The following is a 15,852-nucleotide window of genomic DNA, read 5'->3' as shown; positions in this document are numbered from 1 at the left end:
CTACTGATTCATAAGACAAAAGAAACTTGTCTTACTGATTTTCTTGATTTTCAATTGTTTTCTTCAGGGCATTCCAAGCTAGGGTTGCACACTTAATTCGTTGAGGGAATTTGGCAACACCTGACAAGAAAGCTGCATCGCCTAGTTGGTCTTGGCGTTCATCTTTTTGCCCTTGAACCATTTCAGAAAAAATAGTTGCAAGCTCTAAAATTTCTTGTTTGGTTTTTCCTAAAACCGCATCTGTCATCATGCTAGCAGAGGCAGTTGAGATAGTACAACCCGAGTTTAGAAAAGCGATATCCTCCAAACGGTCATCTACATCAAACTTGACAGAGAGATTGATAACATCTCCACAGGTCGGATTGTTGAGACTGATTTGCTCAGCATCTTCCAACTTCCCTTGGTGATGTGGATTTTTCGAATGGTCCGCTACCACTGCCATATAAAGGCTATCTAGTTTAGAAAGTGCCATTGAAAAACTCCTTTGTCTTTTGTAAGGCATCGACTAGCTTGTCGCAATCTGCCTTGGTATTGTAGATATAAAAACTTGCACGAGCTGTCGCTGGAACATCCAAATACTGGAGCAAGGGTTGAGCGCAATGGTGACCTGCTCGAACAGCCACTCCTTCATAATCCAAAGCAGTCGCAAGGTCGTGCGGATGAAGATCACCTAGGTTAAAGGCAATGACACCTGAACGTTGAGCCAAGTCCTGCGAACCGTAAATAGTCAATCCTTCAATCGCCTGCAGTTTTGGATAGACGTATGCAATCAGTTCCTGTTCATGGGCTTCAATGGCATCCATACCAATCTTTTCTAGATAATCCACTGCCGCAGCAAGTCCAATTGCACCAGCCATGTTAGGAGTTCCTGCCTCGAATTTCCAAGGCAATTCCTTCCAACTAGCAGATTGCTCATAGACAAAATCAATCATCTCACCACCAAATTCTACTGGTGACATTTGTTCTAGATACTTTTCTTTACCGTAAAGAACACCAATACCAGTTGGACCCGCCATCTTGTGACCCGAAAAGGCAAAGAAGTCCACATCCAAATCCTGGACATCAATCGTCATATGAGGCGTAGATTGAGCACCATCCACCACCATGATAGCTCCCACTTGGTGGGCCAATTGAGTAATTTCTTTGATTGGATTGACCACACCAAGAACATTTGAGGCGTGAGCTAACGAAACAAACTTGACCTTGTCAGTTAATTTGACCTGCAAGTCAGCCATATCCAGAGATCCGTCTTTGAGATAAACATAGACAAGCTCCGCTCCAGTCTTGCGGCAGGCTTCCTGCCAAGGAATGATATTGGAATGGTGTTCCATGACGGAAATCAAGACCTGGTCTCCCTCAGTCAAGACTTCCTCAGCATAACGCGCTACCCAGTTCAGACTGGTTGTCGTTCCTCTGGTAAAGAGAACTTCCTTTGTTGAGCCTGCATTGATAAACTTACCAATGGTTTCACGAGCAGCTTCATAGGAAGCAGTCGCTCGCTCCGCCAAGGTATGAACCCCACGATGAACATTGGCATTGTCCTGCTCATAGTAGCGGTTAATCGTTTCAAGAACAGCTAGTGGTTTTTGTGTCGTCGCAGCATTGTCCAAATAAACCAATGGTTCATCATTAACAATCTGGTCTAAAATTGGAAAATCCTTGCGAATCGCTTCTACATCTAACATAGGCTTCCCCTTAGCGTTTTGACAATTTTTCTTCGATTGTTGCAATCATTTCATCACGAACTTCCTTGACTGGAATTTCAACGATAACGGATCCAAGGAAACCACGAACAACCAAACGCTCAGCAGTCGCCTTGTCCAAGCCACGGCTCATGAGGTAGTACATATCTTCTGGATCCACCTGACCGATAGAAGCCGCGTGACCTGCAGTAACGTCATTTTCATCAATCAAAAGAATTGGATTGGCATCTGAACGCGCTTGGTCTGACAGCATAAGAACACGGCTCTCTTGTTGCGCATCTGCTCCCTTAGCCCCCTTGATAATGTGCCCGATACCGTTGAAGGTCAAGGTTGCTTTTTCAAGAATAACTCCATGTTGTAGGATATTTCCGATTGAGTTGCAGCCATAGTTGGTTACGCGGGTATCAATCCCTTGTACCTGACGACCACTTGAAAGAGCTACCACTTTAAGGTCAGCATGACTACCATTACCAATCAAGTCGCTATCAAAGTCAGCAACGACGTTTCCTTCGTTCATAACACCAATCGCCCAGTCAATGCTTGCATCGTTGCCTAATTTACCACGACGGCTAATGTAAGCAGTGACGTTTTCACCTAGACGGTCAATCGCAGCAAACTTCACTTGAGCACCAGAACGTGCAATCACTTCTACTGTGATATTGGCAGTTGCTTTCGCACTACCCTCACCACGAGATTCCAAACGTTCCAAATAGCTAATCTTACTGTTCTTACCAGCGATAATCATAATATGCTTGTTAAACGGCACATCGCTATCGCTGTCTTGGTAGAAAATTCCTTCGATTGGTTCTTTAATCTCAACATTATCAGGAATATAGAGAACAGCACCACTGTTGAAATAAGCTGTGTGGTAGGCTGCCAACTTGTCATCGTCATACTTAACAGATGACATGAAGAATTCTTCGATCAGCTCTGGAATTTCTTCTAAAGCTGAATGGAAATCTGTAAAGACAACACCCTGTTCAGCCAACTCAACTGGAGTTTGCTCAAAAACAGTTTGAGTTCCTACTTGAACCAATTTCAAGTGATTATCTAGAGCTGTGAAATCTGGAACATTTGCTGATGGCTCGTTTTCTGTAATCGTTCCATCACCCAGATTCCAACGGTGGAATTTGACACGCTCAATAACTGGTAATTCCAAAGTCTCAATCTTGTCAAAAGCTTTTTGACGGAGATCAGCCAACCAGCTTGGTTCAGCGTGCATTTCTGAAAAAAGTTTAATATTTTCTTTAGTCATTTACTTCTCCTAAAAGACACGAGGGAATTACAATTCTTCCTTGTAGTCATAGCCAAGTTCTTCAGCTAGTTTTGCGTATCCTTCACGTTCCAAACGCGCAGCCAATTCTGGACCACCAGAAAGGACAACACGACCTTCCATCATGACGTGTACCACATCAGGTGTGATGTAGTTCAAAAGACGTTGGTAGTGAGTGATAATCATAGCACCAAAGCCTTCACCACGCATAGCATTAACACCTTTAGAAACAACTTTAAGGGCATCAATATCAAGACCAGAGTCAATCTCATCCAAAAGGGCAAAAGTTGGTTCCAACATCAAAAGTTGAAGAATCTCATTACGTTTTTTCTCACCACCAGAGAAACCTTCGTTGAGGTAACGCTCAGCCATTTCTTCTTTCATGTTGAGCAATTCCATTTTTTCATCTAGCTTAGTGATGAACTCGCGAACTGAAATTTTTTCATCATCTTCTTTACCAGCATTCATGGCTGCACGAAGAAACTCAGCGTTAGTAATACCAGGAATTTCTGATGGGTATTGCATAGCAAGGAAAAGTCCCATACGCGCACGCTCGTCCACTTCCAACTCAAGGATGTTGACGCCATCAAACAAGACTTCACCTTTGGTAACTTCATAGTTTGGATTTCCCATGATAGCGGCAGAAAGAGTCGATTTACCAGTACCATTTGGTCCCATGATAGCGGCGATTTCTCCTGTTTTCAGGGTCAGGTTAACCCCTTTTAAAATTTCTTTTCCTTCAATCTCAACGTGAAGATCTTTGATCTCTAATACTGACATGATAATTCCTTTCTTTTTCAAGACCTTTACAGTGCTTACTAGAAACATACTTGATTTCCCTAGAAAATACGGTAAAAGGTCAATAAATATACTTTTATAGTATAACAAAAAAAAGCCTAAAAGGCTTTGATTTTGTCTAGAAGCTGAGGACTAGTCTTTTCCTTTTAAATGCTGGTCAATGACATCTACAATCTTGCCCATCAAGTAACTAACTCGGAAATTTCTAAAGAGCAAAATGGCCCAAAAGGCTGCCATAATATAGCGACCAGTCATCCAGGCTTCATTGAAAAAATAGGTCTCAGCAGCTGTAAACAGCGCGATGATGATAAATTGTTGTCTATTCATAAACTTATTGTATCATGAAATCTTTCTTTAGTCTTCCTCTACCTTCACTTTATCAGCCAAAAATTCAAATCCTTCTGGAATCAGGCTTTCTTCTGCTTCTTTTTCAGTTTGAGAAGATTTGGCTTTAACTGAAAAGGCTGCGCGAACTTCTTTCCATTCCTCCATGGAAATGGCTAAAATCTCAGGTGAAAAACCTGCTGCCTGACTGAGGATGTTACCAAACATGGTGTTGAGATTGTCCCGTTTCATGGTTTGACCAGCATTGAAGTTAGATTCAAAAGCAAGAATAGCATGGTGTTCATTGGCTGCAACCGGTTGAGAACCAACTAGCAGAGCCTTATCAGGACCTCCAAGACTTTCAATCACCTCTCCCCAGGCATTCTGCAAGCGAATCAGATTTTGACGTGCTAAATCAGGATTTTCAACGGCCTCTTGTAAGATAGATTGAACCTTATTGCGATCCACACGATAGACTGTTTTGCCTGCTGTTGGACGACTAGGAGCTGGATTTGTTGGCTTAGCTACAGTTCCCACATTTGCGAGTTCTTCTTTGAGACGCGCAACTTCCTGTCTCAATGCAGAAATTTCATGTTCAACTTCCCCAGAAAGAGCTGGTTCAGGCTTAATCTCTGCCAAACGAATGGTCATCATCTCAGCATAAATCTTAGGCTGCAAACTAGACTTAATATCTGCTAAACTGACTGTCGCCAAGCGAATCATTTCAAACAGATTTTCTTGAGGAAGTGTCAAATTTTCTACAAAGACTGGACTATGATGAGTGTTTTCTCCACCTGTTTGAACAATTAACAAATCTCTTAAATAGTGCAAAAGGTCGGTCACAAAACGAGTCATACTCTTACCATTGTCAAAAAGAAGATTCAAGCATGCTAGGGCCTTTGGAACATCCTGTTGTGATAAGGCAGACACATAATCATCCAAGGCCGATAGGCTAATGGTACCAGTAATTTCTTCAGAGATGGCAGTCGTCAACTCGTTTCCCTGTGTCAAACTCAGGGCTTGATCCAAAATAGACAAGGCATCTCGCATTCCACCTTCAGCCCGTCTGGCAATGATTTCCACAGCCTCTGGTTCAGAACTGATATTTTCTTTTTCTAAGATATAGCGGATATGTTCCTTAATATCCTGTGTCTTAATCGATTTAAATTCAAAACGTTGCACACGGGATAAAATCGTAGCAGGAATCTTGTGCAATTCAGTAGTAGCCAAAATAAAGACCACATTCTGTGTTGGCTCTTCTAACGTCTTTAGGAGGGCATTAAAAGCTCCTGTAGACAACATGTGAACCTCATCTATGATATAAACCTTATAGCGGGCAAGACTAGGGGCATAGGTAGATTTATCACGAATTTCACGGATTTCATCGACCCCATTATTAGAGGCCGCATCCATTTCGATGACATCTTCTAAACTACCATCTGTCACTGCTTGGCAAATATAGCAGTTATTACAAGGTTCACCACCCACTTGATTTGGACAGTTCATAGCTTTGGCAAAAATCTTGGCTACACTGGTTTTTCCCGTTCCCCGTGGACCAGAAAAAAGATAGGCATGACTTATTTTCTCTTGCTCTACTGCTTGTTTAAGAGTCTTAGCCACAACTTCCTGTCCAACCAACTGGGAGAAGTTTTGACTTCTATATTTTCGATAAAGTGCTTGATACATTAGGCTTTCTCCCCAAACATTGTAAAGTCCCATTCTGTCTTTTCAAGCAAAATAGCGACAAATTGTTCCAAATAATCTCGATCCATAGCATCATAATCATCAATCTCTGAAGAATCCAGATCCAGAACTCCAAGTAATTGACCATTCTTAACCATCGGCACAACAATTTCACTTTTAGCTCGACTATCACAAGAAATATAGTTGGGATAAGTTGTTACATCACCAACTAGAACAGTTTCCTGAAAGTGAGCTGCCTCCCCACAAACACCTTTTCCAAGTGCAATACGGATGCAGGAAACACCACCTTGGAAAGGACCTAAAACCAATTCCTTTCCATCAAACAGATAAAAGCCTGCAAATACGGTATTAGGAAAGCATGATTTTAGAAGAGCACTGGCGTTGGAAAGATTAGCCAAAACATTGGTTTCACCTTCCAATAAAAAAGAGAACTCCTCATTTAACATTTGATAACGTGATTGTTTTTCTGATTCTAACATAGAACTATTATATCAAAAAAGGCTTACAGACAAAAGAAAAATCCCTTGTTTAGTAAACAAAGGATTTTGTGAATTTTCAATTTGATTAAAGTTCGATATCACCGAACAAGTCAGCCATTGAGAATCCTGTTTGTGTTTCTGGAAGTTCGAAATCACGTTTTTCTTGACGTTTTGGACGACGTGGACGAGCAGCACGTTTTTCTTCTTTTTGTCCTTCTTCTTGAGCTGGACGCTCTTCAAGAGCTTTGATAGAAAGTGATACTCGCTCTGCATCTGCGTTAACTTCAAGAACTTTAACTTTAACTTCTTGACCAACTTTAAGAGCTTCTTTTGGATTTTCAATACGTTTGTGTGAAATTTGTGATACGTGAACAAGTCCATCGATACCTGGCAATACTTCAACAAATGCACCGAAGTCAGTCAAACGTTTAACTGTTCCTTCTACTACATCACCTTTAGCCAATTTTTGCTCAACGCCATCCCATGGTCCAGGTGTTGTTGCTTTAAGTGAAAGTGATACGCGTCCTTCTTCTTCGTTAAGATCAAGAATTTTCACTTCAATTTCTTCACCAACAGTTACAACTGATTTTGGTGAAACGTTACGTTCATGTGACAATTCAGTCAAGTGAACCAATCCATCAACACCACCAAGGTCGATGAAAGCACCGAAGCTTGTGATACGTGCAACTTTACCAGTTACTACATCACCAACAGCCAATTTACCGAATACTTCAGCACGAGCTGCTGCTGTAGCTGCTTCAACAACTTCACGACGTGAAAGGATGAAGCGGTTTTCTTTAGCGTCAACTTCTTTGATTTTAGCATCAAATTCTTGACCTACAAAACGCTCAGTGTTACGTACGAAACGAGTATCCAACATTGAAGCTGGGATAAATCCACGAACACCTTCAAATTCTACTGAAAGTCCACCTTTAACGGCACGAGTTCCTTTAACAGTAACAACTTCTTCTTCGCGACCAACAAGTTTGTCCCATGCTTTGCGAGCTTCAAGGCGTTTTTTAGATACAAGGTATGTAACTGTATCAGTATCTTTACCAACTACTTGACGAAGTACAAGAACATCCAATACTTCTCCTACTTTAACAAAGTCATTGATATCTGCATCGCGATCGTTTGTCAATTCGCGAAGAGTCAAGACACCTTCAACACCAGTTCCAGAGATTGCAACGTTAGCTTGAGTCGCATCAACTGTCAATACTTCAGCACTAACAACATCACCAGTCTCAACTTGGCTAACGCTATTTAGCAAATCTTCAAATTCGTTCATCTAAAAAATCCTCCAACAATCAAGTTTTTCTTAAACTTGACATACTTATAATTTTTTTCCTAAGCACCCGCAAGGACATGTTCATATCGTTCACGTCTTTCAATTATAAAAATAAAATACCCTAAGATATTTTGCTTTTTATCTTGATTATTACCTAAGAACTGGGGTAGCTGGATTCGAACCAACGCATGAGGGAGTCAAAGTCCCTTGCCTTACCGCTTGGCTATACCCCATTGATGAAATGGAGAGAGAGGGATTCGAACCCCCGAACCCGAAGGAGCGGATTTACAGTCCGCCGCGTTTAGCCTCTTCGCTATCTCTCCTACAATCAACATGGACTATTATATCATGAAAATTTCAAAAAAACAAGACTTATTTTGCTAAATTATAATTTTCAATCAAAATTTCCACAGCTTTTTCCAATTTTTTATAAAAACTATCGACATTCCCATTCTTTATGATGGCAAATTGTCCATCTAATTCGGCAATTTCTCCGATAACTTTTTTACCAATGGTCAATGTATAACCTTCAAAACTGTCTTTTCCTACATTGACTTTAGCATCTGCTACTTGAATTTCAATTTTTTTATCTTTCTTACTCATTTCATACCTCTCTTCACTTTTTCTATTTTACAAGAAAATCCTAAAACTAGCAAGAAAAAACTCTATATCATTCCGAGTCTGATATAGAGTTTTCTACTTTATTTAATGTGTTTTTCTAGTTCTTTTTGGTACTTACCGTTTGATTCCAATTTTTCTTTTTGCCATTTTTTCAGTGCTTCTTCATATTCTTTTGTCGTAACGATATCTTTTTGCAATTTCATTCCTTTAAAGATATATGGGTCACCCTTAATACCAACTTGTGAGTATGGTTTTGAGAATGGCACTACATTACTTACAACTGGAGAACCACCAGATGAGGCTGTCGGCATCAATAATGAACTGTCTGTCAACCAAGCTTGAGCCTTGGCATATTTTTCATAGCGTTCTTCAAGATTTGTAGTTTCTGAATCTGCATCATCCAATAATTTCTTATATTGGTCCAAACCAAGTTTAGCTACAACATCCTTATCTTTCCCTTTAGTAATACCGAGGTGCTTCATGGCAGAACCTGATTTAGGATCCATGATATTCAAGTAAGATGCTGGGTCTTGATAACTTGGAGCCCATCCTGTACTGTTCAAATCATAGTCTTTTTGAGAAGGAACACGCGCTTGTGAAGTGATTGTTTCCTTTTCATTATCTGTCATTTGAAGAACGTCGATGATAACATTTTCAGCACCAAGAGTTGATTCGATTGACTGTTTGAAAGAGTTGCTTTGTTGAACGGCGATGGTATCTGTTTGTTCAACTGGGACATCCAAGTGAATTGGGAATGTTACCCCTTTAGATTCCAAGTCTTTCTTAGCTTTTTCGAAAGCAGCTTTAGCCTTGTCAGGATTGTAGATAGAATCCTTACCGTCAACTAGCTCAACACCTTTCCATTGGTCACCATAGTTCACCAACTCTGCTTGAGCGATTTGACCAAAGTTTTTACCACCTGCTTGCACAAAGTTATCTGGAACGAGACTGTTACGAATAATCTTGTCCGCACCGTCTTCACCATTTAGCTGGGCAGCATAAGAATGGCGGTTGAAGGCAAAGTTGATAGCCTGACGGAAGTCCTTATTAAGCATAGCTTCTTTTGTAGAAGTCTTTTGTTCTTCACTTGTTTTCGCAGTTTTATTATATGACTGACGATTTACGTTAAAGGTGAAGTAATAACTACTTGAGTCCTGTGGGCTATAAGTGATTTTATCTCCGTATTGTTCCAAAGTAGAAGCAAAGTTTGAGCTACTTGGGAAGAGACGGGCTGTCGTATAGGCACCAGAAGAGAAGCTACGAATCAACGATTCCTGATCAGAACCATCGTAGTAAGTCAATTTAATCTTTTCGATCTTTACCTTTTCTTTATCCCAGTAATTTGGGTTTTTCTCGTATTCAATTAACGATTTAGACGTCAAGGTCTTCAAGATATAAGGACCATTGTAAAGAATCCCTGCTGGAGTAACTGCTCCATAATCTTTACCTGATGCCTTCAAAAACTCTTCATTTACAGGCAACATTGTCGCTGTTGTAACTTTAGAGTTCCAGAAACTTTCTGGTTTGTTTAGGGTATATTCAACTGTATAATCGTCCAAGGCCTTAACACCAACTGTAGAGAAATCATTGGTCTCACCAGTCATGTAGGCATCCAAGCCCTTAATTGAATTTTGGATGAGAGAGACACCGTCTGACTTACCGTCAGCTACGTGTTTTAATCCTGTTACAAAGTCATGGGCTGTTACTTCTGCATATTCTTCGCCTTCTGATGTGTACCATTTAACTCCTTTACGAAGTTTATAGGTATAAGTCAAACCATCTTTAGACACAGACCAATCTTCAGCCAAGGAAGGGATAACATTTCCGTATTGGTCGTTTTCCATCAATCCATCAACCACGTTCCCGATGACATCTGTTGTAGATGTACGAGTCGCTACACTATAGTCCAAAGACGCAGGATCTACTGCATAGACATATGAAAATGTTGTCGGTGCATCTGCTTCTTTATCAGCTTTTCCACAAGCCGCTAATAGAGCTGTTGTGCTCAGGACCACTCCTGCTGTTAAGAGCCACTTTTTCGATTTCATAAAAAATCTCCTTTAGTTAATTTTAATCTACTTTTACAATCCAACCTTCTGGCGCTTCAATATCGCCAAACTGAATTCCTGTCAATTCATCATAGAGTTTACGAGTCACAGGACCTACTTCTGTTTCACTATAGAATACATGGAAATCATCACCGTGCTGAATTCCACCAATTGGGGAAATCACTGCTGCTGTACCACAGGCACCTGCCTCTACAAAACGGTCAAGGTTATCAATCGGGACATCCCCCTCAATAGGAGTTAAGCCCAAGCGATGTTCTGCCAAGTAAAGCAAAGAGTACTTGGTAATAGATGGCAAGATAGATGGACTCAATGGTGTTACAAATTCATTATCAGCTGTAATTCCAAAGAAGTTAGCTGAACCGACTTCTTCAATCTTTGTATGTGTTGAAGGATCTAGATAGATAACATCTGAGAAATGACGTGACTTGGCCAATTTCCCTGGTAAGAGACTTGCAGCATAGTTTCCACCAACCTTAGCCGCACCTGTACCATTTGGAGCGGCACGGTCGTATTCATCCTGAATCAAGAAGTTGGTTGGAACCAAACCACCTTTAAAGTAATTACCAACTGGCATGGCAAAGATAGTGAAAATGTACTCTTCTGCTGGTTTTACTCCGATAATATCTCCTACTCCAATCAAAAGAGGACGAAGATAAAGGGTTCCACCTGTTCCGTATGGTGGTACGTATTCTTCATTCGCACGAACAACTGCCTTACAAGCTTCTACAAACATTTCTGTCGGAACTTGTGGCATCAAGAGACGATCACAAGTACGTTGCAGGCGTTTAGCATTTTCGTCAGGACGGAAAAGTTGAACACTACCATCCTTAGTACGGTAAGCTTTCAAACCTTCAAAGGCTTGTTGACCATAGTGAAGACTTGGAGAAGACTCTGAAATATGCAAGGTTGCATCTTCTGTAAGTTCTCCTTTATTCCATTGTCCATTTTTAAAATGAGCAATATAGCGATAAGGTAATTTCATATAGGAAAAACCGAGATTTTCCCAATCAATCGTTACTGTCATATTCCACTCCTTATTCTAAAAACCTATTTCTTTTATTCTACACTATTTTTCTAAAATAGCAAGTATATTTTGTAATTTTCAGAAAATTTCTTCAATAAAAAGAACCAGCTCTGAGAACTGATTCTTCATTTCACTTATTTAGCTTCAGTAAATACTTCTTTAAGATAAGCGTCAAAAACTTCTTCATCCGAAATCGTGTCAGAGATGAAGCTACCATTACTTGTGCGTTCTGACAGATTCAAGTCTTGTAGTCGACTTTCATAGATTGTTCCTTTGTTGGATTGAACAAGCAGCGTTTGGTCGTTCTCCTCCACTTCTGTACTGAAGAGATCACCAACAAATCCTTGCTCTGCAACTGATCCTGCTAAGAAGACACGATGCGGTTTGTTTTTCAACTCACACAAGACTTGTAGTCCTCGTTTGGCACGGCTAGTTGCTGGAATTTCGTCAATAGAAACACGTTTCAAACTTCCACGCTGAGTCAAGAGGTAGAAGGATGAAGTGTTACAGATAAAGGCCGATTGGAGAACATCATCTGCTTTCAGGTTCATAGCTTTGACACCTGCAGCCTTAGCACCGACAACTGGAACCTCTTCGATATTGAAACGAAGGGCATAACCATTTTGGCTAATCAAAAGAACATCATCTAGTTTAATCGGAGCCACTGCTACAATCTGGTCTGTATCGTCTTTGAGCTTAGCATACTTGACAGACTTAGATTTATAGGTCCGCCATGGAGAGAATTCTTTGCGTTCTACCCGTTTGATTTGACCAAGACGAGTCACCGCAAAGTAGGTTGTCGCATCATCAAACTCATCCACGACTTCCACATAAAGGATTTCTTCGTTAGTTTCAAAGTTTGTGATGGTTTGGCTCAAATGCTCCCCGATATCCTTCCAACGAATATCAGCCAATTCATGGATTGGTCGATAAATGACATTTCCAAGCGTCGTGAACATCAGAAGATGCTGGGTGGTCTTGGCAGATTGAACAAAGATGAGACGGTCATCATCACGTTTGCCAATTTCTTCCAGAGTGGAAGCCGCAAAGGAACGTGGGCTGGTACGCTTGATGTAACCTGCCTTGGTCACGCTGACGTAGGTATCTTCCTCGGCGATCAGACTAGCTGTATCAATCTCGATTACTTTCGCAGTGTCTTCTATGCTACTCAAACGCGGAGTCGCAAACTTCTTCTTAACCTCACGAAGTTCTTTCTTCATGAGATTGTACATAGTCCGCTCATCACCGATAATAGCCGCAAGCATGGCAATCTTCTCACGAAGTTCTGCTTCTTCTTCCTGCAAGACAACTACGTCTGTATTGGTCAAACGGTACAGTTGCAAGGTAACAATAGCCTCAGCCTGTTCTTCCGTAAAATCATAACTGACCTTGAGGTTTTCCTTGGCATCAGCCTTGTTCTCAGAAGCTCGGATAAGGGCAATGACTTCGTCCAAGATTGAAATCACTCGAATCAAACCTTCGACGATATGGAGACGTTTCTCAGCCTTTTCCTTGTCAAAGCGGGAACGTGCCAAAATCACTTCACGACGGTGGGCGATGTAACTAGACAAGATTGGGACAATCCCAACCTGACGAGGTGTGAAATTATCAATCGCAACCATATTAAAGTTGTAGTTGATTTGCAGGTCAGTATATTTAAAGAGATAGTTGAGAACGAGCTCTGTATTAGCGTCTTTCTTGAGTTCAATCGCGATACGAAGACCATCACGGTCAGACTCATCACGAACCTCGGCGATTCCTGCTACCTTGTTATTGACACGGACTTCATCGATTTTCTTGACCAGATTGGCCTTGTTGATTTCATAAGGAATCTCAGTGACAACGATTTGTTCCTTACCACCTTTTAGCTTTTCAATCTCAGTCTTGGAACGAACAACCACGCGCCCTTTCCCAGTTTCATAGGCCTTCTTGATTTCGTCACGCCCTTGGATGATAGCTCCTGTAGGGAAATCTGGTCCTGGTAAGAATTCCATGAGTTTATCCACCTTAGCTGTCGGGTGGTCAATCATATAAACAGTGGCATCAATGACCTCAGCTAAATTATGGGGTGGAATATCTGTGGCATATCCAGCCGAAATCCCAGTCGAACCATTGACTAAAAGGTTTGGAAAGGCTGCTGGCAAGACTGTCGGCTCTTTCTCCGTATCGTCAAAGTTCCAAGCAAAAGGAACTGTCTTTTTCTCGATATCTTGAAGAAGGTAGCCAGCAATTTCAGACAAACGCGCCTCGGTATAACGCATAGCCGCAGGCGGATCTCCGTCCATAGAACCGTTATTACCGTGCATTTCGACCAAAATCTCACGGTTTTTCCAGTCCTGTGACATACGAACCATAGCATCATAGATAGAACTGTCACCGTGTGGGTGAAAATTCCCCATGATATTCCCGACAGACTTGGCCGACTTACGGTAACTTTTGTCAAAGGTATTACCATCCTTATTCATCGAATAAAGAATGCGGCGCTGAACCGGCTTCAATCCATCACGAATATCTGGCAAAGCCCGGTCTTGAATAATGTACTTGGAGTAGCGACCAAAGCGCTCTCCCATGATGTCCTCAAGGGACATGTTTTGAATGTTACTCATATAGGATACAGAGCCCGTAAAATACCAAGTGAAAATAGAAAATTCTTGAAGTAAGAAAGCTCACAAGAGAATTTATCTTTTTCACCTAGCATTTAGGGCGTGTTCAACTCCTTTCAAAGAATGTAGAGTAGTTTTTATACAGTGAAGAGTATTTTACGGGAATTAGTCCCATGTTCAGTTACCGTAAGAAACCAAACAATCCTTTCTGTAGTTTAATCTTTTAAATTAGTCAGCAATTAAGAAGTCTCTCCTCAACGTATTGAATCATCTTCTCAGCTACTTCTTTATCGTAGTCATAATCCATCTTTTGAGAAAGGGACTGAGCCTCTTGGTGGAAAAGTTGCATCGTATCAAACAAAGACTGAGTGATTTTGTCACTATTTGAGAAATCAAGTAGACTTGAGAATTCCTTTCCTTTCTCAGTAGGTAAATAGTTAAAAAGATACTTATAATTCTTGCCTATATCGACCACTCCCCTATTACTTGCAACCTGCCAAGCTAAGACTTTTAACAACTCTTGCTGACAAATACCATAGAGATGGTCAGTGGCATAGATGACTTGCTTACGACAGATTCCTTTGACCACGTAGGCTGACACCCACCAAAATTCATTGCAGACTTTTTCAAACTCTATCGCACTAGCTGGGCTTGTCCAGTAACGCTCTAGATTTTGAGAATAGGGTTCAAATAAATGTTCTGGATCTTCTAAAACAGTGAATCCTGCCTCACTATCCACCCACTCTTTGATGTGCTCTTTTGGGCAAAGAGTCAAATCAATGCGGTTACCATCCTCAAAGAGCATGAGAAATAGACGGCGATGTCCCAACCTAACTTCTTGCTCGATAATGCGTTTGCCAAACTGGTCCAACCAAGAAAGGTCACTCGTCAGGGCATCTAAATCCTCCACAACATAGACCACGTCGTAATCTTGAAACTCATCTTTTAGTGCTTTTGCATCAGTTCGTGAACCAGACATGGCGACAGCCTCGACTTTTAGACTTTTTGCTGTGTGTAAAATTAGATTCAACATTTTGGATTCTGTTCTCATGGTAACACCTGTTTTTTATTTGATATTCCTGTATATTAGCATACTATTTCTCAAGTTAAATTAGTTAATCAATTATAAAAGATTTAGCTATTCTTCTCTCAAAGTTTTTAATTTCGACAAAATTCTAGATTCATCCATGCTTAAAATAACAAATAAAGTCGAAGTATAGACGTCATCGTACCATTGTTCCAATTCATCATCAGCCAAATCAAGATGATATTGATTTGAATTATTGTGCCTTAAACCAAAATTACTATACATTTCAAAAAGTTTTTCAAACGCGATAACCTTTTGATTATTAACTTTCATAATATCTTTTAATTCTTCAGAATTATTTAGTTCTCTCCTAAACGGTTCAAGGTAGTTCGCTAAAGCAATAAGTATTTCTTTCTTACGCTGAATATTTCCCTTATTTGCAAAATGATTATATTCTAAAACCTTTATTGCATCTTGTATATTTGTCTCAGATATAATCTGAGAAACTTCTGAGGCATAAACATTCTTTTCAACAATGATCTTGTCACCATTTTCTAAAGTGATCAGTTCATGATTTGATAATTCTAAGAATCTTGTAATATTATCAAATATAACTTGAATAAACTGACATTCTTTTTCTGTAAATTTTCCCTCAAGATTATTAAATATATCGACTAATAACTCAGAGAAAACAAATAGTTGTTCAGTTGTATCATAGATGTTTGAAATAATAACTTCTATCATTTGTGAATAACTGGTGAACGTTGATCGATTAGGATAATCTAAGAAATTATCAGAAATGGCACTATTTATTGTTGTATAATAGCCGTGGCCCAAATTATTCTCCATTTTAAGTAAGTCCACTAAATTTTTCAGTTCTCTCTGTGGATCAAACTCCATCTGGTTCAAAATATCAAAATAATTTCGTCTCGCCATAAT

The 15,852-nt window shown here is 40.3% G+C and carries 14 protein-coding genes and 2 tRNA genes; all 16 read right to left on the bottom strand.

Annotated elements, in window-relative coordinates:
- Positions 1-31 precede the first annotated feature (31 nt).
- Complete coding sequence (sufU, locus tag TZ90_RS03165) at positions 32-472, bottom strand: Fe-S cluster assembly sulfur transfer protein SufU (protein WP_045611426.1); 441 nt, start codon at positions 470-472, stop codon at positions 32-34.
- Positions 459-1,685, bottom strand: a complete 1,227-nt coding sequence (locus TZ90_RS03160; RefSeq protein WP_045611425.1) for a cysteine desulfurase — start codon at positions 1,683-1,685, stop codon at positions 459-461. The genes sufU and TZ90_RS03160 overlap by 14 nt, the downstream gene beginning before the upstream one ends.
- 10 nt (positions 1,686-1,695) lie before the next feature.
- The gene (gene sufD / locus TZ90_RS03155; RefSeq protein ID WP_000159662.1) at positions 1,696-2,958 is read right to left on the bottom strand and encodes a Fe-S cluster assembly protein SufD; all 1,263 of its coding nucleotides are present in this window, start codon (positions 2,956-2,958) and stop codon (positions 1,696-1,698) included.
- 27 nt (positions 2,959-2,985) lie between these two features.
- Positions 2,986-3,756 (bottom strand): Fe-S cluster assembly ATPase SufC, encoded by a 771-nt coding sequence (gene sufC / locus TZ90_RS03150; RefSeq protein ID WP_000114489.1) that lies wholly within the window; start codon positions 3,754-3,756, stop codon positions 2,986-2,988.
- A 150-nt stretch (positions 3,757-3,906) separates the two neighbouring features.
- The gene (locus TZ90_RS03145; RefSeq protein WP_001081602.1) at positions 3,907-4,101 is read right to left on the bottom strand and encodes a DUF3272 domain-containing protein; all 195 of its coding nucleotides are present in this window, start codon (positions 4,099-4,101) and stop codon (positions 3,907-3,909) included.
- Positions 4,102-4,128: 27 nt separating this feature from the next.
- Entirely contained in the window at positions 4,129-5,784 is a 1,656-nt protein-coding gene (gene dnaX, locus TZ90_RS03140; RefSeq protein ID WP_045611424.1) for a DNA polymerase III subunit gamma/tau, read from the bottom strand.
- Positions 5,784-6,281, bottom strand: coding sequence for a GAF domain-containing protein (locus tag TZ90_RS03135; RefSeq protein ID WP_045611423.1), 498 nt, complete (start codon positions 6,279-6,281; stop codon positions 5,784-5,786). Before TZ90_RS03135 ends, dnaX begins: the two co-directional genes overlap by 1 nt.
- Positions 6,282-6,366: 85 nt before the next feature.
- Positions 6,367-7,569 carry a 30S ribosomal protein S1 gene (gene rpsA / locus TZ90_RS03130; protein WP_001001630.1) on the bottom strand — a complete coding sequence of 401 codons (1,203 nt, stop codon included), beginning with the start codon at positions 7,567-7,569 and terminating at the stop codon, positions 6,367-6,369.
- Positions 7,570-7,730: 161 nt separating this feature from the next.
- Positions 7,731-7,802: transfer RNA gene (locus TZ90_RS03125), tRNA-Gln, on the bottom strand.
- A 9-nt stretch (positions 7,803-7,811) separates the two neighbouring features.
- Positions 7,812-7,892, bottom strand: a tRNA-Tyr gene (locus TZ90_RS03120).
- 49 nt (positions 7,893-7,941) lie between these two features.
- Positions 7,942-8,172, bottom strand: coding sequence for a DUF2969 domain-containing protein (locus TZ90_RS03115; protein ID WP_000037113.1), 231 nt, complete (start codon positions 8,170-8,172; stop codon positions 7,942-7,944).
- A 98-nt stretch (positions 8,173-8,270) separates the two neighbouring features.
- Positions 8,271-10,238 carry a peptide ABC transporter substrate-binding protein gene (locus tag TZ90_RS03110; protein WP_045611422.1) on the bottom strand — a complete coding sequence of 656 codons (1,968 nt, stop codon included), beginning with the start codon at positions 10,236-10,238 and terminating at the stop codon, positions 8,271-8,273.
- A 22-nt stretch (positions 10,239-10,260) separates the two neighbouring features.
- Entirely contained in the window at positions 10,261-11,283 is a 1,023-nt protein-coding gene (locus TZ90_RS03105) for a branched-chain amino acid aminotransferase (protein WP_045611421.1), read from the bottom strand.
- Between the two features lie 134 nt (positions 11,284-11,417).
- Positions 11,418-13,889, bottom strand: coding sequence for a DNA topoisomerase IV subunit A (gene parC / locus TZ90_RS03100; RefSeq protein WP_080890720.1), 2,472 nt, complete (start codon positions 13,887-13,889; stop codon positions 11,418-11,420).
- Between the two features lie 229 nt (positions 13,890-14,118).
- Complete coding sequence (locus TZ90_RS03095; RefSeq protein WP_045611419.1) at positions 14,119-14,937, bottom strand: aminoglycoside 6-adenylyltransferase; 819 nt, start codon at positions 14,935-14,937, stop codon at positions 14,119-14,121.
- Between the two features lie 87 nt (positions 14,938-15,024).
- Complete coding sequence (locus TZ90_RS03090) at positions 15,025-15,849, bottom strand: hypothetical protein (RefSeq protein ID WP_045611417.1); 825 nt, start codon at positions 15,847-15,849, stop codon at positions 15,025-15,027.
- Positions 15,850-15,852: the final 3 nt, after the last annotated feature.

The organism is Streptococcus mitis (genome assembly GCF_000960005.1).
GTDB lineage: Bacteria > Bacillota > Bacilli > Lactobacillales > Streptococcaceae > Streptococcus > Streptococcus mitis_CK.
This window is presented reverse-complemented; position numbering and strand designations above follow the sequence as displayed.